Genomic DNA, 20,606 nt, shown 5'->3' with positions numbered 1-20,606 from the left:
GTTTTTAAAATATCTTTGTATTTCTAATAACTTTGGATTTAATTATAGCTGCAAATTTCAAATTATGTTGTGGACTATCATTCTGATAATAAAATTATAAATATTCATCCAGATCAATAGTGGTCACTTTTCCAAGATGTTTAAAATTACTCTTCAACCATTCTTCTCCCTTTTTGCGCCCTTCTTCATAAAGATGACTAATAAAAGACCACTCGGGGTTAAGCTTACTGGCTACTGAGGCGGATTCCATTGATACATCTGCGCGAATGGCATGTAAATAAAGTTTCCTGAGGTTGTTTTTGTATTCATCCTTAATCCAACCACTGTCTATCAATTTGGTAACAAAAGCGATCGCCCGCATTTCCCGCATTAATGAAGAATTAAAACTGATCTCATTCACTCGATTTAGAATTTCGGCTGCAGTATCCGGGACATGCTCTCTATAAATAGGATTGATATGAAGAATTAAAATATCCCTGCACTCGGAATTATAAATCAGAGGGAAAATAGCTGGATTCCCCATATAACCACCATCCCAAAAATAATCCTCGCCAATATTCACTGCCTGAAACATGAAAGGCAGGCAAGCAGAGGCCATAACCGCATCAGCAGAAATTTTCTTATTATCAAATACATTGATTTTACCTGTGCGAACATTAGTAGCTGAGATAAATATTTTAATGCTTTTACAGGATTTAATTTTTTCAAAATCTACAATTTTCTCTAATATTTCCTTAAGTGGGTTAAAGTTTAAGGGATTAAATTGATAGGGAGAAAGAATTTTGGTCATCAAATCAAACATAAAAAAGGACATAGAATTTTCAATACCTATGCCCAATAGTTCTTCCAAAGGAGTTTTTTTAAGTGGGTTATATATCTGCCCGGCATCACTCACCATTTTCCAAAATTGATGCAGAGCTTCTCGAGCCCCCTCCTTTCCACCGGTTGCAAATCCATAGGCAAGTACAGCAGCATTCATAGCACCAGCACTCGTTGCAGAAATGGCATCAAAATTAATACGACCATCTTCAAGAAGTCTGTCAATAATACCCCAGGCAAGAGCACCATGAGCACCACCTCCTTGTAAAGCAAGATTAATCATTTTGGTATCCTTTGCCATGATACAATACTCCTCTTCCTTTTGCTGTGATTTATTAAGTATAAGGCAAAGATGCAAGAAATGTTTTCTATCCTATTTGGAATAAAAACAAACCATGTTAAATATTTTTCCATCTTTGAGAAATAAGTTGATGTCCTGTCACAAATCGAAAAATGGTACTATACTAACTACGTTATTTTATTAGACCTCTTGCCTAACCTGATTAATTTTTTAGAGCAAGAAACAAGCATTTTGAGGAGCTGTGTTTGCATGCAGGAATACAATGAAAGAGCCCGGTTAGGCAAGGGGTTTATTAAATAACATATGGATTAATCACATATAACAAAGGATAGGTATCATGAATAATATTTCTAAAATAACAATGGCTGCCGTGATGGCTGCTGGACTTTCAATGGCTACCATACCTGCTAATGCAGATACTCCAAATGATATGGAAAAATGCCAAGGCGTGGCCAAAGCTGGAAAAAATGATTGTGGTACAGCTCAACATGCCTGTGCTGGCCAATCTAAAACAGATGGTTCAACAACTGACTGGATTTATCTGCCCAAAGGTACTTGTGAAAAGCTGGTTAACGGCACAGTTAAAAGCTAATTAGAATGTATTCAAATCATTCTATCGATCAAGCCGCGCCTTATTCTGGATGTTCAGGCATTGGATTGCGGCTTGAACACATCGACGATATTTTAAAGGAACAGCCCACAGTTGATTATTTTGAAGTCCTGGCTGATAACTATATGAAACAATCGGGAGTTCAATTTAAACAATTGCTCAAGATTGCAGAATTTTATCCAGTGAGTTTACACAGCGTTGGCTTATCTATCGCCACATCCTCTGAACCTGATTATCAATATTTGCGGCAAATAAAAGATTTGGCGCATTGTTTAAACTCCAAGCTAATATCAGATCATTTATGCTGGACCCATGCCAATCAATTTTTTACCCATGAATTGATACCGTTTCCCTATACTGAAGAAACGCTCTCATTCATTATTGAAAAAACAAACCGCGTTCAGGAATACCTAAACCAGCCAATAATGTACGAGAACGTATCAAGGTACGTCACTTATCGACAAAATACATTATCTGAAGCCGAGTTTCTCAATGAGTTAAGCACTGCTACAGGTTGTGGTATCTTATTGGATATCAATAATTTATACGTGAATTGGTATAATCATGGTGATGACCCGGATAAGTATCTTCATTCGATGAATACCAAAAACGTATGGCAGATGCATCTTGGGGGATTTTCAAAACAAGAGGGATATTTGCTGGATAGTCATAGTGATAAAGTATACCAAGACGTTTGGCAACTTTATGAAAAGGCTCAAAATCTCTTTATAAACACGCCAACAGTTATCGAGTGGGATAATGACTTGCCAGACTTTTCACTCCTGTATGAAGAAATGTGTAAAGCAAAAACCATAATAAAGTGTGTGGCAGAAAGGAGTATGAATCATTATGCGTAATACTCTGCTTGAAACAATTCAAAAGGAATGGATAGCACAATTCAAAGAGGAGGCACTATCAAGCCCCTTAAAAAACAGGTTCGCTCGATCCAATTTTGATGGTATTAGTGTCTACATGGAAAGCCACCATGCTACTTTATTTAATCATTTGAAATCAACTTTTCCTCTCTGTATGCGTTTGGTCGGGGAAAACTTCTGGTACGCTTTATTGCATCGCTATATCAATAATTGCGAATCCACTCAATATGACATTAATCAGTACGGAGATAGCCTTCCTCAATTTATTGCGAATTTTGAACCTGCTAAAGAGCTGCCTTATTTGCAGGAGTTATGCTTTATTGAATGGCATTGGCACACATTAAAACTTGCCTCACCGGCCAAATCTTTTGATTTTGAATCTTTTGCTTGCCTAGACGAGATTAGTTTTCAAGCTTTATGTTTTCATCTGACTCCCAATTTAAAAATACTTGATTCTCAATACCCTATTTACCAAATTTGGGCTATGAACTATTTTCAGCAGGATAAACAAATACAAATATCAGGTTGCCCTGAAAAAGTTGTTATTTATCAGCATAATGATTTACCTTGTATTATGCTAATTAGTGAGGAGGAATATATTTTTCTGGAACTCTTATCCTCTGGAAAACAGACACCATGGCAAAAAGTGGTAACAGAATTAAGTAAATGGATTAGCGAAGAAAAAATTGGCGACACTCTAACCAAGGCGCTTCGTTATCAATGGATTAATCATTTTTCACTGGAGGCTATATGAAAGCACTTATAGCAAAAACCTATCTGCTGGCTGATAAAATTTTTGATTTCCTTGCCCCAATTTTTATCCTTTTAACCCGCCTTTATCTGGCCCAGGTTTTTTTTCTATCTGGCTTAACCAAAATCAGTAATTGGCAGGCTACTCTTTCTTTATTCCAAAACGAATACATGGTTCCCGTTATGTCGCCTACTTTTGCCGCGTATCTGGGAACAGCTTGTGAACTGGGCTTTCCTATATTGATTACATTAGGACTTGGATCCAGGCTCGTTTTATTTGGACTTTTTCTATTTAACTTATTTGCTGTTTTCTCTTATAAATTTCTGTGGACACCAGACGGTGCCGTTGGCCTTACCGATCATATGCAATGGGGAATCATGATTTTAATGCTCTTATGTACCGGGCCAGGGAAATTATCAATTGATTATTTAATCAGACGATTTTATTTGAAATTAGATAATTAATTGAATCTTTAAACTCCATAGCACGAAACATCAAGCATTCTATACCATCCTCTCTCTAACGAATCAGAGAGGATGGAATTTTGTTATCTTGATTTGCTCCAGTCCAAATTCAGGATTAAATCAATAAAACTCGATATGAATCCAAATCGTAATGCTGGAATGTTTACCAAAGTCAGCTTATTATATGTAAAAGCAAACCGTTGAATTACTAAATCATGACATTCCAAATTTTACCCTCTTTACTGTCAGCGGACGTGACCCGTTTAGGAGAGGAAGTAGATACCGTTATGAAAGCCGGCGCTGATTTTATTCATTTTGATGTCATGGATAACCATTATGTACCCAACCTGACCTTTGGCCCCGCTTTCTGTGACGCTTTAATCAAAAAATTTCCAAATTTGCCGATTGATGTCCATTTGATGACCACCCCGGTTGATACTCTAATCGAAGCATTTGCCAAAGCAGGTGCGAAACGTATCAGTATTCATCCAGATGCTACTATTCATTTAGACAGGAGTTTGCAGTTAATCAATAACCTTGGATGTGAAGCGGGTTTAGTGCTCAACCCAGCTACGTCAATCGACACATTAACCTGGTGTGCCCATAATCTAAAATTTGTTTTGGTCATGACAGTTAACCCAGGATTTGGCGGTCAAAAACTTATCCCGGAGGTTATACCCAAGCTCTCTAAAATTCGGCAGCAGCACCCAAATCTCGATCTTTGTGTTGATGGTGGAGTCACACCCCAGAATATTGCTTCATTAGCACATGCCGGAGCTAACCAATTTGTTGCAGGTTCTGCTATATTCAATAGCAGTAATTATAGTGAAACCATTAAACGTATGCGTGAACAATTAGCAAGCATTTAAAAGTGCCAAATAATTGCCCTCAAGCCTTATTAAGAGGAATTATGAAAAGATTATTAATTTTTTTATGTGGGCTTCTCTGTTCTTTCAACTTGTTTGCTTTATCTGGACAAGCCTACATGGACAGATTTAATCGCTATCTCGCATGGTATGAACACCTGCCCATTAACCCTTCACCAGAATTTTTGGAATTTGTAAAAGAAAGCACGCCGCTTGCTAATAAATTACGAGATAAATGGCTATATGAACTGGCCAGGATAAAGGATTGGGCAAATTATAATAAGTATTATCAACCCACAAACGACATAAACCTCAGATGCTTTGCGCAAATTGCCAAATTTAATTTAGGATTATACAAGGAGGCTATTGCAGGCTCTATTCCAATCTGGTTAACAGGAGAATCCAGACCACAAGCATGCAATACCCTATTTGCTTTATTGTTAAAACAGGATAATTTTGATCAGAAATTCATTACGCAACGCATAACACTTGCACTAGACAAACGTAATGTTCTCCTCGCTCGTTACCTGTTAAAACAATACAAAACACCTCACGATACAGAAATAAAAAACTTAACCAGTGTTTATGAGAATCCTTCCAATATTTCCAAGTTGAACCCTGGCAAATTGAACGATTATTTCTATCTTTATGGATTAAAAAGATTAGTATCCATTAACATGGATAAAGCAGTGAAATTATGGCAAGAGAAAAAAACCAACATCATGTTAAATGAGCGACAAAAACAAGATTTTCTTGCACATTTGGCATTATACAAGGCCATGAGAAATCATGCCGATGCTCAGGAATGGTTTGCCAAAATCAAACCTGAATACTACACCGATGTGTTAGTCGACTGGCAAATCCGCTTTGCTCTGAAAAATAAAAACTGGAAACAAGTTGAGAAATTAATTAACAACTCACCAAATAAAGAGATGCCTTGTTGGCAATATTGGTTGGCTCGCTCCCTGGAAGAACAAGGGAAAAAAGCAGAGGCGATTAAAATTTATGAGCCACTAGCTAAAAACAGACATTATTATGGTTTTCTAGCCAGCAAACGCCTGAAAAAAAGACCCAGCTTTGACAATGAAAAACCAACAACCAACACAGAGATTCTCAAACCCTATCAACCTGTCATAGAGCAAATTAAAAGTTTTTACAACTCCAAACAGCTACTGCAGGCATCAAGGTTATTAAATGACTTCATTAGTGAATTACCCAAAGAAGAAGCAAGTGCTCTGGTCTATTGGATAGCAACCGAACTAAAATGGCACGGAAAATCAGTTTACTTAAGCAATAATGACACACTCAATAATCAATTAGCATTAAGATTTCCATTGGCCTACAAAGACACAATAAAGGCATATGCATCAAAATACGCCATACCGCCCGAACTTGTATATGCTATTATTCGTCAGGAAAGTGGTTTTAGAGAAGATGTAACATCCTCTGCTGGAGCTAAAGGGCTAATGCAAGTCATGCCACAAACAGCCAGCGCTGTTTCCAAAACCAGCAAAATACCGTATTCGGATCATAAACAATTGTTTTTATCTCAAAAGAATATCAATATAGGGATTGCTTATTTACAGCACTTAACCAAGCGCTTCAGTAACCACCCGGTTCTTGTTGCTGCCGCTTACAACGCCGGTCCCAGGCAAGTAGTCTATTGGCTTAAAAATCACCCACCCAAAGAAATAGATATCTGGATTGAAACACTTCCCTGGCAAGAAACACGAAATTATCTAAAAAATGTAATGGCCTTTTATATTGTTTATCAATACCGTTTAAACCAACAGCCTGATATGAATAGGTTTCTAACACCTTTGTAAGAAATATTTTCATGGTAGTCAACGTAAATCGTTCTATAGCCAGATCTACGTTTGCGAGCTACCTGTCTGACTTTTGCTAATTTAACGTAATGGACAAGGATTATATAAGAAGCTGTCCATATCCATAGTCCGTTTGGGCTTAGGAGATGCGTAAGCATCGGCTCGAAGCCTTGGCACGAAACATTAAATTCCATACAAGGCTTGGAGACGGCATAAAGGACTCCTCAGCCCGAACGATTCAAGATAATGACCTACCCCTTATCCATAGCTTATTACATTAATTTATTGATAAAATTCCTGATTTTAGAGCATGTGCGGATGTTTAAACCTACTTTAAGCCTCAAAGTTTTCCCAACCTCCGCCAAGCGCTTTATATAGACTAATCAACGCAGTCAATGAAGAAACCTCCGAATTGACTTCTTGAGTCTCGGCATTCAGAAGAGCAGCCTCTGATTGCAGTAGTGATAAATAATCATCCTCACCGTATTGAAATCGTTTCTTGGCAAATTGCACAGCTCTCTTGTTAGCAATAATGGCAGCGCGCAAGCTATGGTTTGTATCAAGCGATTGGCTATAGCGGGCAAGAGCACTTTGAGCCTCTTGCAATGCCTGGAGAATTATTTTTTTGTATTGTATTGCTGCTTGCTGAGCAACTGCCTTCTTACTCTCAACATTAGCTCTAATCTGGCCACCACGAAATATGGGTAAACTGACTTGAGGACCCATGAGCCAAAATCCACTGCTGGATTGAAATAACGTATCAACAGAAGTGCTCTGAAAAGCAAGATTGGAAACAGAAAGATTAAATTGCGGGAAAAAGTCAGCAACTGCCACACCAATTTCAGCTACGGCAGACGCCAATTGCCTCTCTGTTGCTCTTATGTCTGGACGCTGGCGCAGAATATCTGAACGTAATCCCATAGGTACTTTTTGCGGTGGTTTGGGTAAAGATTGCATTTTTGCAATATCTTTGAGAATTGTTTGCGGATCTTTACCCAGCATAACGGCAATTTGATAAGCATTTACCTGTATTTGGGTAATATAATTGGGTAAAACAGATTCTGTATTTTTTAACTGGCCTTCGGCCAAAGAAACATCGACTTCGCTGCTAACACCTGCTTTATAGCGTTGGCGGACAAGAGCCAACGTTTTTCTTTGCAATTCCACATTTTTTTGCGCAATACCATACAACTGTTGTGCGCCTCTCAATTCTATATAACTTCTTGCGATCTCGGCTATCGTAGATAGTAAAATGGTACGGCGTGATTCATAAGCCTCTTCCAGGCTTGCTTTGCTTGCTTCAACTTTTCTTCTTGTTTTACCAAATAAATCCAACTCCCATTGTGCATCAAAACCCAAATTATATATCCATTGATTTCTATCAATTAGAGTATATGTTGGAGAATTTGCAAAAATCCCCTCCAACGTACCCTTACTGATTTGCAAGGAATTAGCACTTGCTGATCCATTGATCTGCGGATAAAAATTGGCAAGGGAAATTTGTTTCATTGCGCGGGCTTGGCGGATACGAGCTTCTGCTGCTTTGATATCAAGGTTATTAGTAGCTGCCTCGTTAATGTATCGATCAAGCAATGGATCATGAAATGCCTTCCACCAGGTTAAATGAACAGGGGCACTACTGGAAATTTTTTTCTCTACTTTGCTTGTTGGCCATTTCTCCTGAATTTTAATGTCTGGGCGTTGATAATCAGGACCGACAGTACAGCCAAATAAACAAGAAATACTGAAGAGTAGCGCTAATTTTCTGTCCATACTGTTTCTTACTCCATACGCTGCTTAAAAAACCAGCCAGCAATAAATAATGTAACAGCCCCTACCAATAGAAGTGGCCATGTTGTGATAAAAACCTCTAAAGCCGACATACCTTTTAAAAAAATGCCAATTACTGCTATTAAAGTAAATTTTAATGGGTTAAACCACGTTAAATCCTGGAGCCATTCCGGCATGTTTTCAACCGGAGAAGCGTAACCGGAAAGCGTCACAACAGGCACCATGTAGATAAATACACCCAAAATAGCTTGCTGCTGGGTTTTACACATAGAAGAAATAAATAAGCCAACACCCACCGTTGACATAATAAAAATAAACAAAATATAAACCATCAGTAACGGAGAACCATAAAAAGGAACATCAAATAGCCAAACCGCAGCAACCCACATCAAGAGACCTTCCGCCAAACCAATGATAATGGCAGGAATAGTCTTGCCTATAAGAATTTCATAGGGAGTAAGAGGCGATACTAATAATTGATCAAAGGTTCCCAGCTCTCTTTCTCTGGCTACCGATAAAGCAGTAACCACAAGAGAAATCAGCATGGATAAGATGCAAACCAATGAAGGAACGGTAAACCAAAGATAAAGCAAATTTTCGTTAAACCAACTTCGAGTGACCATCACGGGAGGCGTCATGATTGCACCATGCGTTTTTTGAATTTCCTGATTATAGTTTTCAATAATACTACTGATATAACCATTTACAATTTGGGTTGCATTAGAACGTCGACCATCCAAAATTAACTGAATATTGGCTTGTGAATTCGATTCGATTTTACGAGAAAAATCTTGTGGGATGGTCATTACAACCATTGCTTCCTGGTTATCAATGATAGGTTTGATATCAGATTGCTTTTGAATAAAAAAAACTTTTGAAAAAGTTGGTGAGCCTATAAAGCGTTGAATCACTTCATAACCATGCTTTCCGAAATCCTGGTTCAAAATGCCTATAGAAATATTTTTAATTTCCATAGTAGCTGCAAAGGAAAAAATCAATAACTGGAGGAGTGGAGGAGCTATCAATACAATTCGTCCCTTGGGATCTTTGAATAAAGTCAATATTTCTTTAATGACAAGAGCAAAAATTCTTGTTGTTGGAGATAATTTTGCCATTAATCAAGCCTTTTTCTGGTTTTATGCGCGGTAATAAAAAAGAATGCGAATCCAATCAGTGCAATCGCAAAAAGGCAACGAATCAAAAGAGACCAAATGTTACCCGTTAAAAACAAGGTTTGCAGACTTGTCACAAAATAACGTGCAGCAAACAGATGAGTGAGTAATTGTATCCACTTTGGCATCGAATTGATTTCGAAAATAAACCCGGAAAGAATAAATGAAGGCAAAAATGCAGACATTAAAGCCAATTGCGAAGCCACAAACTGGTCTTTTGCAAGAGTAGATATTAATAATCCCTGCCCTAAAGCAGCAACCAGAAAGACAGCTGACACTAAAGTCAGTGCCAAAAGAGTACCTTGGAAAGGAACTCCATAATACCATGTTGCAATAATAGTGCATAAAAACATGGAACCCATCCCTAACACAAAATAGGGTATTAATTTTCCCAAGATGATGTCAACAATAGAAATTGGTGTTGCCATCATCGCCTCCATCGTACCTCTTTCCCATTCACGAGCAATCACCAGTGAAGTCAGTAATGTTCCAATCAAAGTCATAACAATAACTATTGAACCAGGAATAAGAAAATTTCTGCTTTTCAGCTCCTGGTTGTACCAGTATCTGGGCTCCAGATTAATACCAGACTTAACCGTCAGTTGGCCATGTTCATAAGCCTGAGAGCTAATCCAGGTTTGCAAAGCTCCAAGCGCATAATTTTCTGCAAAACCGGCAACTTGCGGATAAGAACCATCAACTATGGTTTGTAGAGCTGGCTTGGGATTTCCACTCAGGCTATCAGCAGTGAAACGTTGAGGAATATCAATAAAACCACGAATTGTTCCATTAACCAAGCCATAACGAAACGCTTGTCTGTTTGTTGAAATAGATACATCCAAAAATCGGGAACTGCTAAAAGATTGAGAAAGACTGACAGTCGACGAATCATAACTCTCTAAAGCCAGGCCAAACTTGACTTGATCAGTGTCCAGATTAACACCATAACCGAAAATAAAAAGCAAAATTAAAGGCAATACAAAGGCAATTAATATAGTACTGGGATCACGGATAATTTGCAGAGTTTCCTTAATGACCAAAGCCTTTAGAAAGCGAATATTCAACCACTATTCTCCCTGTGTTAATGTACCGGCTCACGCAACTCATCCAATCGGATTAACTCGATAAACGCGTCTTCTAAAGTGGGATTGGGTAATGTGGAGTTACGTACTTTATCCTTTAAGTCATCAGGTGTTCCTGTGGCAATGTTTTTCCCCCTGTAAATAAGAGCGATACGATCGCAATATTCCGCTTCATCCATAAAATGAGTGGTTACCATCACGGTCACACCTTTATTCACCATACCATTAATATGTGTCCAAAACTCACGTCGGGTCAATGGATCAACCCCTGAAGTCGGTTCATCAAGAAATAACACATCAGGCTCATGCATTACGGCACAAGCCAGAGCGAGACGTTGTTTAAATCCTAATGGAAGATCGCCCGAATTTTGCTTTAAGTGCTTTTTAAGATCAAAAATTTCAATCATGCTATTGATCTGTGCTTCCTGCCTTTTTCCGGATAACCCATAAAGACCAGAAAAAAAGCGCATGTTCTGCAAGGCATCCAAATGACTGTATAGTGAAAATTTCTGAGCCATATACCCAATACGGCTTCTTGCTTCAGAGGATGAAGTCTTTAGATCGAGTCCCATTACAAATGCTTGTCCTTGTGTGGGTTGCAATAAACCACACATCATTTTAAATGTGGTTGATTTACCTGCTCCATTAGGGCCTAATAAACCAAAGATTTCACCGCGTTTGATTGTAAATTCATTATTCGAAACTGCAGTAAAGCTACCAAAACGTTTCGTTAATTTTCGAGCCTCGATGATAGGCTTGTCACTATGAGGCTTTTCAGCAATATGCTCGGCTAACAAAGAGCGACCACTTATTTTAGTTTTCAGACTGTCAATAAAAGCGTCTTCAAAACGCGATTCAACTTCTTGAAAATGAACTCCAGGTTCCCGAGTTATACTATCCAAACTTGGCTTTATTTTTTTATCACCAATGACAATACGAATATTCTTACCCTGGATGACACCATCAATGACTTCAGGGGTATTAAGGGCATTCATCAGAGCTTGGCGACGATTTAGCAGGGAAACACCGCAAATTTGAAAAGTCCGGTCTTTGGTTTTCTGCAAAAAATCTCCCGGTTTTCCATGGTATATTGGCTTACCCGCATTGAGTAAAAGAATTTGATCACACTTTTCAGCTTCATCAAGATAAGCAGTTGACCAAACAACGCCCATACCCCTTCCAAGCAGCCCCTGGACCATAGTCCACAACTCCCTTCTGGATATTGGGTCAACGCCAACACTCGGCTCATCAAGTAACAACAGCTTAGGCTCACCCATTAAGGCACAAGCCAGCCCCAATTTTTGCTTCATTCCCCCTGAGAGATTACCAGCCAGACGTTTCTGAAAAGGCTCCAGTGCTGTAAATTTAAGTAATGTACTAAATTGCTCTTCACGTTTCTCGCCATGCAGATTTCTAAGTTCAGCATAGAGCCTCAAGTTTTCTATAATGGTCAAATCTTCATACAAACCAAATTTTTGTGGCATATAGCCAGTAATCGCATGAATTTTTTCCGAGTCAGTCCGGGTATTGAGACTATCTACTTTAATTGTTCCTTGCGTAGGCATCATCAGGCTGCATATAAGACGCATAAGAGTTGATTTTCCAGCCCCATCAGGTCCTACCAAACCCGTGATTTGCCCTTCAAAAATTGTTGCAGAAACATTATCTAACGCAGGATCAATGTTTCCAGGAAAACATTTACTGACCCCATTAATACTGACAAGTGGCTTTGAACTATTCATTACTATGAATTCGCCTTTAAATGTATTTTCACAGTAACAGGCATTCCTTGCCTTAGTCCGTTATCAGGTTGATCAACAACGACTCTTATACGATAGACAAGATCCGTTCGCAATTGAGTTGTTTCAACAATTTTTGGTGTGAACTCTGCCTGTGGGGAAATAAAACCAATATGCCCCTTATAGGGTTTTTCCGGATTGGAATCCGTGTAAACCAAAGCCTCCTGTCCTGGATAAATTTTACCCAAAAAAGGTTCATCAATGTAAGTTCTTACCCATACTGGATTATCAATCGCCAGGGTATAAACTGGCTCCGCAATATTAACAATAGCCCCTGGCTCCTGAATTCTGGTCAGTATCGTCCCATGAGTAGGGGCATGAATTTCCGTATCGTTCAATGATATTTGAGCTTTCTCAAGATTCGCTTTAGCCACAGCAACTTCCGCACTACTCGAGTCTTTCATTGCAACAGCATCATCAAAAAGAGCTTTTGAAACAGCCCCGTTATCCACCAGTTGCTCACGTCTTTTATAAGTTCTGCTTGCGTTTTTTTGATTGGCAATGGCTTGTTCCAATTGGGCTTTCGCCGTTTCCAGATTAGCTATAAAAGTATCTTTATCAAGCCTGGCAAGTACTTGCCCCTTCTTAACATGAGCACCTTCATCAACATCCATAGACAAAATACGCCCTGAAACACGAAAGGATAATGAAACGTCACGTATATCAATGTTTCCGTAAAGGGTGAGCCAATTTTGATTTTCTTCTTGTTTGACAAAGTTGTACGCAAACCAAATAGCTGTGATGAAAAAAAGTGCGATGACGATACTTATTGCTATCGCTTTTTTACTCATATAGTTCTCCATGAATTCCTTGGCGTACTAACCCTTTGTTCGCATTATATTTTCTTATCAAGAAAGTATAAATAAAAACTCATAATGCCATAATTTACTATTTAAAAATAGTTGTAAGCTAGGGCTCTTTGAGAAAGAAAACTTGGTTAATAAACCGAAGTGAGATATAAAAACAAAATTCATCCAGATACACATCTATTACAATCATGAAGCGGATAAATCTTAAGATGAAACACATGATTCAACATGCGCACAACAAAAAAATCGAGATTTTTAACGTCATTTAAGATTAATCTCCTATCATTGTTAATAATTAAAGTTAACAATTAAAGAACAGCAATCTTGTAATCAATTGGCAATGGTATTTTTTATATGTCCTATAAAAATATAAACTGTTAGATTGCGAAATTTAATGAGATGCTTAATAATGATTAAATCATTGATTAAAGGAGTGGATATGTCACGCAAATTAGCCAAAACACGAATCCTTGGTTATGGATTAATGATTTGCTTTCTTGCGGGCTGCTTTCATCCCCCTTATAACAACTTTCAACCCGATCGACGAGCTGTTAAGAGAGTAGGAGTAGATACAGGGATTGGTGCTGTAGCTGGGGCAATCGCCAGTGGTACTGCTTCAGGAACTCTTATTGGGGCAGCGGCTGGTGGTACCGTAGGTCTGGTTGCGAGTATCTACCGTGACAGCAAACGCAAAATCATCAGAGATCTGCAAAAGCAGGATATTCAGTATGTTGAATATGGAGATACCAGAACATTAATTATTCCTACAGACAAATATTTCATGTTTAGCAGCCCTCGCCTTAATGAAATATGCTATCCTGGCCTAAACAATGTCATCAGACTGTTAAATTTTTATCCTCAAAGTACGATTTATGTTGCCGGATTTACTGATAATGTCGGATCACGTAGCCATAAGAGAAAACTTTCTCAAGCGCAAGCTGAAACAATGATGACTTTTCTCTGGGCTAATGGTATTGCAGCCAAAAGACTAAAAGCAGAAGGCTATGGAGATAAGAATGCGATTTCTGACAATGCTATTATTCATGGAAGCGCCCAGAACAGAAGAATCGAGATCCAGTGGTTTACAAGCCCTGCTCAACCCCCACAACCACAAATGGCTTATGTAAAATAAAGGTTTATTAATGCGTTCAAGATTTATAGGCGGCATCTTATTGATAGTTGGTACCTCCATTGGTGGAGGGATGTTGGCTTTACCAGTAGCTAATGCAGCAACCGGTTTTTGGCAATCTTCTCTGTTTCTTCTTATCTGCTGGGCCTTTATGACCTTTGGTGCCTTTTTCATCCTGGAAGCAAATCTCTATTTGTCCAGAGGAAAACACATGGTTTCCATGGCCAAGGCAACTCTTGGCGATTATGGGTTACTTACTGCCTGGATTAGTTACCTTTTCTTATTGTATACCTTGCTTTCCGCTTACATTTCCGGCGGCGCTGATGTATTGAACAGTCTATTGTCCAAAGCCAATTGGCATCTCAGTGATTGGCAGGCAAGTTCGTTATTTACTTTAATTTTTGGCCTGGTGGTATATGGTGGCATCCATTCCGTTGATGTTGCTAACCGCGCTCTCATGTTCGGTAAATTAGCCGTTTACTGCATACTTGTTATCATGATTGCCCCACACATCGAATTTCACTATTTTCAACATGGTGATTATCAACAAATTGGTGGCGCAATTATGATTTTAATTACTTCCTTTGGTTTTGCTATTATCGTGCCAAATCTGAGAGATTATTTTGATGATGACATTAAGACATTAAAAAAAGTCATTTTTATTGGTTCATTAATACCTTTGATATGTTACATAGCCTGGGATGCCGTAATTATTGGTTCACTCCCTTCAGCAGGCACTAGCGGACTTGAAAGTCTAATGCAAAATCCGCGTACAACCAGCGCGTTAGCCAGTTTGTTAACTGATAAAGTTGAAAATACCACAATCAGCGCCCTCTTTAATTTTTTTACCTCCATTTGCATGTTAACTGCCTTCTTAGGTGTATCACTTTGTTTATTTAGTTTTCTTGCTGATGGCTTAAAATTGCGAGAGCGAGGCCGCCATGGAATTGGCTTATTTGTTTTGACTTTTTTGCCGCCTTTACTAATCGTCATTTATTATCCGGGGGCCTATATTTATGCTCTGCGCTACGCCGGTATATTTTGCATCATATTACTACTGTTATTGCCAGCTCTAATGTGTTATTTTGGCAGAAAGCGTTACAAATCACCCTTTTGGGTTCCAGGGGGTAAAATATCACAGTTCGCAGTGATTATTATTTCTGTAGTCTTATTGACACATGAATTTATTGCGCTTTTTAAATAAGAATGATTAATGTTATTACTGGCGTTATTTTTACTTTGATAGCAGTAAAACATTAAAACCTGATAAACAGGATGTATAAATTGAACGCCAGGTCATTTGCGAAAAAAAATGATTGAGGTCTACAATAAGGAAGTTGACTTTTTTTGAGGAACAAAGTATCATTTTGTTCTGTATTTGTACTGTTTTGGGTTATACTTCGTGATCAATTCAAAATTAATTGGTGGTATATTACTCATAGTAGGCACTTCGATTGGTGGTGGGATGTTAGCGCTACCTGTTTCTACAGCCGAGGTGGGATTTGCTAACTCATTATTTTTCCTGTTTTTTTGCTGGTTGGTGATGACCGCTGGAGCTTTATTAATTCTTGAGGTAAATCTACGACTCCCGGCAGGAAGCAATATGATTTCAATGGCGAAATCAACCTTGGGTTTGCCAGGTCAGGTAATTGCCTGGATAACCTACCTTCTTCTTCTTTATACCCTCCTGGCGGCTTATATTTCAGGTGGAAGTGATGTATTTAGCAGTCTGCTGCATAAGGCCCACATTGATTTACCGAATTGGATAACGTCTGTAATATTTACTGCCATGTTCAGCCTTATTGTATATAGTGGTATACGCTCTGTAGACTACGTTAATCGTGGACTTATGTTTGGCAAACTGGGCGTCTATATTTTATTGGTTATTATTATCAGTCCCCATGTATCCACAGCAGGATTAACAGGCGGCTCAGCGAAAGCCTTTACTGGCACTCTCATGATCTTGGTCACCTCTTTTGGATTTGCATCCATCGTGCCCAGCTTACGTGATTATTTTAACGATGATATACGTAGCTTACGTCGAGTTATTTTGTTTGGTTCTCTTATCCCATTATTCTGCTACATAGTCTGGGATGCAGTGATTATGGGCGTTATCTCACGCGAGGGAGAAAATGGTTTATTGTCCCTAATGAACTCGGATCATGCAACCAGCGGCCTCACTGAAGCACTTAGTCAATCGGTAAGCAGCCAGTGGATCAGTGGATTTTTTGGTTTTTTCACTTCGATCTGTATGGTTACTGCATTTCTGGGAGTTTCATTAGGATTATTTGATTTTCTTGCTGATGGATTAAAGCTTAAAAAATCTGGTAATCAAGGCAAGTATACACTGGCTCTCACTTTTATCCCTCCATTGGCAGTGGTGTTGTTTAACCCAGGTATCTACCTGCATGCATTAAGTTATGCCGGGGTTTGTTGTGTCATTTTATTGCTGTTATTACCTGCTATCATGGCATGGAAAGGAAGACAAACCTGTAGCCAATCTCCATCAGAAACTCATTTGATTCCTGGAGGAAATCCAGCTTTAAGCCTTATAGGGTTTATCGCCATTGGTTTGCTTATCATTGCGATCATGTATTAATTAAAGCCTGAATATCAGCGTTAAAAAGTACAAATTTGATATATTTTAAAGTAAAGCGAAACCAGTACAAGGGCTATTTTGTAAATCAGATAAGGAACCTTTATTCATTATCCTGTTCTTTATCCTGAAAATAAGAGATACTTCATCCTAAAATATTGATTTTATAAGTTATGGTAAAAATCAGACCTTTTCTGAAATGGGCAGGAAGTAAGTACAATTGTTTAAATGAAATTATCTCCTCTTTACCCACTGGCCAGCGTTTAATAGAGCCATTTGCAGGTTCAGGCGTGGTGTTTATGAACACCAGCTATTCATCTTACCTACTGGCTGAAAGCAATTCTGATTTGGTTAATATTTATAGAATTCTACAATTAAATGGCGAATCCTTTATAGACTATTGCCAGCAATACTTTACCCCCGAAGCCAATTGCAAAGAAAAATATTATGAATTGCGAAGTGAATTTAATAATTTAATGGATTCAAATCAAAAATCAGCGGTTTTTCTCTATCTTAATCGGCATGGATATAATGGTTTGTGCCGATACAATTCAAAAGGAAAATATAATGTCCCTTTTGGTCTTTACGAAAAACCTTATTTTCCACGTAAAGAAATGATGCTGTTTTATAAAAAATGCCTTTCGGCACAGTTCATTCACGGCGATTTTAGAAACACTTTTGCCTTAGCTAAACCCGGTGATGTCATTTACTGTGACCCCCCATATGTGCCACTGACCGAAAACAATCAAACATTACCCTATAACCAAAAATTATTTTCTTTAGAAGATCAAATTGAGTTGGCTGAATTGGCCCAGGAAACAGCTTCCAAAGGGATTCCTGTCATTATATCGAATCATGATACTGAATTTACACGACATCATTACAAAAAAGCACAAATAAAGAGTTTCTATGTACCTCGCTGGATAAGCTGTAGAAGTAAGATGCGACTACCGGTTAAAGAGCTAGTCGCAGTATTCAACTGTTCATCCTGACAAAGATAAGGAAGAGTCTTTACCAGGATTAGGAGTTATTGGAGTGGTCCTTGTCTTTAATAAAGAAAGCCAGAATAGTTACCAAAAGTAATGAAATAGGTAATATCGAAAGAGCCACTTGATAATCATCAACAGTATAGATATGTTCCCCTGCCACTATACCGCTATCGCCAAATGTATCCAGTAACTTTCCTACGAGCGGTTGAAAAATAGCACCAGCCAAAGAAATAATCATATTGGTTACTGCAAAAACCGTTCCTGATAATTTGGCACCACTACATTCCTTAGCCATAATAAAAACTATAATTTCAGTTGCACTGAAAACACCATACAGGAATAGCAATATGTTCAAGGTAAGATAGGATAGGCCAGGGCAATACAAAACAAAACTAATGCATATTAATGAAACTATCGCACCAATCACCAAAGGCAACAATCTCCTGCGGGTAATATCGGATATGTATCCAGCCAAGGGAGCTCCTACCGCCCACCCCAGAAAAACAGCAGAAACAGTTTTTGCGGCTTCTACTTTGGTTAAATGATGTGCTTGCTCCAAATAGGTTTTACCCCACAGCTCTCCAAATACTGATAATGAAGTATAAAGGCAGGCTCCAACAAACCCAATAAGCCATACTTCATGGGACGTTAGTACCTTAAGCACGTTATGGAAAAACTCGGGCCAAGGATATTTGTTGGGTTGATATCCTTCTGGACCATCTCTAACAACAAAGAAAGTTAAGATACACAGCGCAGAACCAATCATTGCAATGTGCATTAAAACATGATCCCAGCCTATTACCTCTGACCATTCAGTTATTTTGATTTCACCATAAACCAGTCCTAGCATACCTAGCGTAGTAATCAAACCAGCCACTAAAGAAAAATAACGACGTGGCAGCCAATGCAAAGCCAGAGATAAGACACCAACAAAAGCGAAGGATGAGCCAAATCCCACCAGGAATCGACCAATTCCAACAAGCACAATTGACCAGGTCAGAGTAAACATCCACGAGCCCAAGGCACAACACAAACAGGCAAAAGTCAAAAGTCGTCTCGGCCCATAGCGATCCATTAACATCCCTACAGGCATTTGCATGGGTGAATATGCAAAATAATACAGAGCTGAAATTTGTCCAAAAGTGGTAGCAGAAATATGTCCCAAAGCTGTACTTAGCTCCGTTTGTAAAGCTCCCGGAACAATTCTGAGAATAAATTCATAACAGTAAAAAACAGCCCCGATAAAGCAAACCAGGACGCCATATGAAATTTGTTTTTTAGTAGTCATATTATTTAGGTGCTTTTGCATGAGTTTCTTTTAGAAAGAAAGTTAAAATGGCTGCTATCAATATACCTAATGGAATAATGGATAAGGCAAACTGATAATCATCTACGGTATATAGTTTACTCATGTTATCCACAACAATACCAGTAGTATCACTTAAATGAGTTGATAAGCTGAAGTCTAATAAATGCCCTACCAACGGCTGCAAAAACATTGCGCCGAGCATGACTATCATATTAGTTACCGCCATTGCTGTTCCTGCTGCCTCACCAGGGCTCAACTCTCTGCCCACAGCAAAAACTATAGCTTGAGCGCTATAAAGCAATCCTAATAAAAACATTAAAGCTTGAATATTGGATTCATTTAATCCAGGCAAATATAAAATCATCATCATGACAATTGCAGCGCCGCTAGCACCAATTAGCATTGGGAATTTACGTCGATACAAACGATCCGAAATATATCCCATTATTGGAGCACCAATAATAAATCCCAAAAATAGTACAGAGTTAGCTAATCCTGCCGCTTGAGTAGTTAAACCATGGGCATGATGTAAATAGGGAATACCCCACAACTCTGCAAAAACCGTAGTTGGCAGATAAACTAAACAGCCATACATTCCATTAACCCATATCTGCCGGCTGGTAATAATAATTCCCAGATCAACTAACCCCTTCTTAAGAGTGGGAACTGTACCACTTTGCCTGTGGTGTCCCTTCCTGTCCCTGATCCCAACCCACAAAACTAAAGTCAATACAATACCAAAAGCTGCGGTCATGTTAAGTGTCTTAACCCAACCCATCTTAACGATGAATAATTCCAGAAAGTTATCGCCCAGCATAGCACCGATGGGGCCTAGTGCCGAGGTCATACCAGAGATCATAGCCAATCGATTTTCAGGCAGCCAAAGAGTTGCGATCTTTAAAACACCGACGAAGGCGAAAGCAGAGCCAAATCCAACTAGAAAACGGCCTGTTGCGGCTACCCAAAAAATAGTTGTCCCCGTAAACATATACGTTCCAATAACGCATACCAAGCAAGCCATTGTTAACAGTCTTTTCGGCCCATACCTGTCCAATAAAACCCCAACTGGCAATTGCATAGGAACATAAGCTAGATAATAAATGGAAGAAAGGAAGCCAAAACCAGACGCCGATAAATTAAAATGAGTCCTTAACGCGTTTTCCATTACGCTTGGTGCGATGCGTAACAAATACTCATAACTATAAAATATGGCTCCCAGCCCACAAAGTAGCCATCCTATCATTGCATAGTTAGTTCGGTTTTCAGTATGCAAAATTATCTCCTTAACAATTAGTCAAGTATTTTTAAATCCTGTCTTAGTTCCCATTTCTGCATCCCAGCATATCTTGTAAGCGCATAAAAGCTCATCTTGCAATCTCTCTGCAAACCAGCTGGTGGCTTTACAAAGAATTTTCCAA

General features: G+C 38.7%; 18 protein-coding genes. 10 read left to right on the top strand and 8 right to left on the bottom strand.

Annotation, left to right across the window (positions count from 1 at the left end; all coding sequences use genetic code 11):
• Positions 1 to 94 precede the first annotated feature (94 nt).
• Positions 95 to 1,120 (bottom strand): patatin-like phospholipase family protein, encoded by a 1,026-nt coding sequence (locus tag LPG_RS03320; protein ID WP_011213256.1) that lies wholly within the window; start codon positions 1,118 to 1,120, stop codon positions 95 to 97.
• Positions 1,121 to 1,457: 337 nt separating this feature from the next.
• Here LPG_RS03320 and LPG_RS03315 point away from each other — a divergent pair, with 337 nt between their 5' ends.
• The 6 genes from LPG_RS03315 to LPG_RS03290 all read left to right on the top strand — a co-directional run bounded on the left by LPG_RS03315 (position 1,458) and on the right by LPG_RS03290 (position 6,512).
• The gene (locus LPG_RS03315; protein WP_010946406.1) at positions 1,458 to 1,712 is read left to right on the top strand and encodes a BufA1 family periplasmic bufferin-type metallophore; all 255 of its coding nucleotides are present in this window, start codon (positions 1,458 to 1,460) and stop codon (positions 1,710 to 1,712) included.
• A gap of 5 nt (positions 1,713 to 1,717) precedes the next feature.
• Entirely contained in the window at positions 1,718 to 2,587 is an 870-nt protein-coding gene (locus LPG_RS03310; protein WP_010946404.1) for an MNIO family bufferin maturase, read from the top strand.
• Positions 2,580 to 3,359 carry an HvfC/BufC family peptide modification chaperone gene (locus tag LPG_RS03305; RefSeq protein WP_010946403.1) on the top strand — a complete coding sequence of 260 codons (780 nt, stop codon included), beginning with the start codon at positions 2,580 to 2,582 and terminating at the stop codon, positions 3,357 to 3,359. The genes LPG_RS03310 and LPG_RS03305 overlap by 8 nt, the downstream gene beginning before the upstream one ends.
• Positions 3,356 to 3,820 (top strand): DoxX family protein, encoded by a 465-nt coding sequence (locus LPG_RS03300; RefSeq protein WP_010946402.1) that lies wholly within the window; start codon positions 3,356 to 3,358, stop codon positions 3,818 to 3,820. The genes LPG_RS03305 and LPG_RS03300 overlap by 4 nt, the downstream gene beginning before the upstream one ends.
• A gap of 215 nt (positions 3,821 to 4,035) precedes the next feature.
• Positions 4,036 to 4,689 carry a ribulose-phosphate 3-epimerase gene (gene rpe, locus LPG_RS03295; RefSeq protein WP_010946401.1) on the top strand — a complete coding sequence of 218 codons (654 nt, stop codon included), beginning with the start codon at positions 4,036 to 4,038 and terminating at the stop codon, positions 4,687 to 4,689.
• Positions 4,690 to 4,730: 41 nt separating this feature from the next.
• Positions 4,731 to 6,512, top strand: coding sequence for a lytic transglycosylase domain-containing protein (locus LPG_RS03290; RefSeq protein WP_025862502.1), 1,782 nt, complete (start codon positions 4,731 to 4,733; stop codon positions 6,510 to 6,512).
• Positions 6,513 to 6,845: 333 nt separating this feature from the next.
• On the opposite strand, the gene LPG_RS03285 is transcribed toward LPG_RS03290, so the two are convergent.
• From LPG_RS03285 to LPG_RS03265, 5 genes are read right to left on the bottom strand one after another with little or no spacing between them, the layout of a single operon-like run.
• On the bottom strand, positions 6,846 to 8,285 hold the full coding sequence (locus LPG_RS03285; RefSeq protein WP_010946399.1) for an efflux transporter outer membrane subunit: 1,440 nt from the start codon (positions 8,283 to 8,285) through the stop codon (positions 6,846 to 6,848).
• Positions 8,286 to 8,293: 8 nt separating this feature from the next.
• On the bottom strand, positions 8,294 to 9,418 hold the full coding sequence (locus LPG_RS03280) for an ABC transporter permease (protein ID WP_010946398.1): 1,125 nt from the start codon (positions 9,416 to 9,418) through the stop codon (positions 8,294 to 8,296).
• The gene (locus LPG_RS03275) at positions 9,418 to 10,539 is read right to left on the bottom strand and encodes an ABC transporter permease (RefSeq protein ID WP_010946397.1); all 1,122 of its coding nucleotides are present in this window, start codon (positions 10,537 to 10,539) and stop codon (positions 9,418 to 9,420) included. Before LPG_RS03275 ends, LPG_RS03280 begins: the two co-directional genes overlap by 1 nt.
• A gap of 17 nt (positions 10,540 to 10,556) precedes the next feature.
• Complete coding sequence (locus tag LPG_RS03270; RefSeq protein ID WP_010946396.1) at positions 10,557 to 12,299, bottom strand: ATP-binding cassette domain-containing protein; 1,743 nt, start codon at positions 12,297 to 12,299, stop codon at positions 10,557 to 10,559.
• Between the two features lie 2 nt (positions 12,300 to 12,301).
• Positions 12,302 to 13,147: an efflux RND transporter periplasmic adaptor subunit gene (locus LPG_RS03265; protein WP_025862498.1), complete on the bottom strand. Its 846-nt coding sequence runs from the start codon at positions 13,145 to 13,147 to the stop codon at positions 12,302 to 12,304.
• A 457-nt stretch (positions 13,148 to 13,604) separates the two neighbouring features.
• Between LPG_RS03265 and cmpA the strand changes: the two genes are divergently transcribed.
• The 4 genes from cmpA to LPG_RS03245 all read left to right on the top strand — a co-directional run bounded on the left by cmpA (position 13,605) and on the right by LPG_RS03245 (position 17,882).
• Positions 13,605 to 14,297 carry a C-OmpA-like family protein CmpA gene (cmpA, locus tag LPG_RS03260; protein WP_014843488.1) on the top strand — a complete coding sequence of 231 codons (693 nt, stop codon included), beginning with the start codon at positions 13,605 to 13,607 and terminating at the stop codon, positions 14,295 to 14,297.
• A gap of 10 nt (positions 14,298 to 14,307) precedes the next feature.
• Positions 14,308 to 15,498 (top strand): amino acid permease, encoded by a 1,191-nt coding sequence (locus tag LPG_RS03255; protein WP_010946393.1) that lies wholly within the window; start codon positions 14,308 to 14,310, stop codon positions 15,496 to 15,498.
• A gap of 198 nt (positions 15,499 to 15,696) precedes the next feature.
• Entirely contained in the window at positions 15,697 to 16,893 is a 1,197-nt protein-coding gene (locus tag LPG_RS03250) for an amino acid permease (protein WP_025862495.1), read from the top strand.
• Between the two features lie 170 nt (positions 16,894 to 17,063).
• Positions 17,064 to 17,882 (top strand): Dam family site-specific DNA-(adenine-N6)-methyltransferase, encoded by an 819-nt coding sequence (locus tag LPG_RS03245; protein WP_010946391.1) that lies wholly within the window; start codon positions 17,064 to 17,066, stop codon positions 17,880 to 17,882.
• Positions 17,883 to 17,910: 28 nt separating this feature from the next.
• Here the strand turns inward: LPG_RS03245 and LPG_RS03240 are convergent, their stop codons facing one another.
• Together LPG_RS03240 and LPG_RS03235 are read right to left on the bottom strand one after the other, a co-directional pair.
• Positions 17,911 to 19,188, bottom strand: coding sequence for an MFS transporter (locus LPG_RS03240; RefSeq protein ID WP_010946390.1), 1,278 nt, complete (start codon positions 19,186 to 19,188; stop codon positions 17,911 to 17,913).
• Positions 19,169 to 20,461, bottom strand: a complete 1,293-nt coding sequence (locus LPG_RS03235; RefSeq protein WP_010946389.1) for an MFS transporter — start codon at positions 20,459 to 20,461, stop codon at positions 19,169 to 19,171. The genes LPG_RS03240 and LPG_RS03235 overlap by 20 nt, the downstream gene beginning before the upstream one ends.
• Positions 20,462 to 20,606: the final 145 nt, after the last annotated feature.

The organism is Legionella pneumophila subsp. pneumophila str. Philadelphia 1, from assembly GCF_000008485.1.
GTDB lineage: Bacteria > Pseudomonadota > Gammaproteobacteria > Legionellales > Legionellaceae > Legionella > Legionella pneumophila.
Note: the sequence above shows the minus strand (reverse complement) of the source record. Positions and strands in the feature narration are given on the sequence as shown.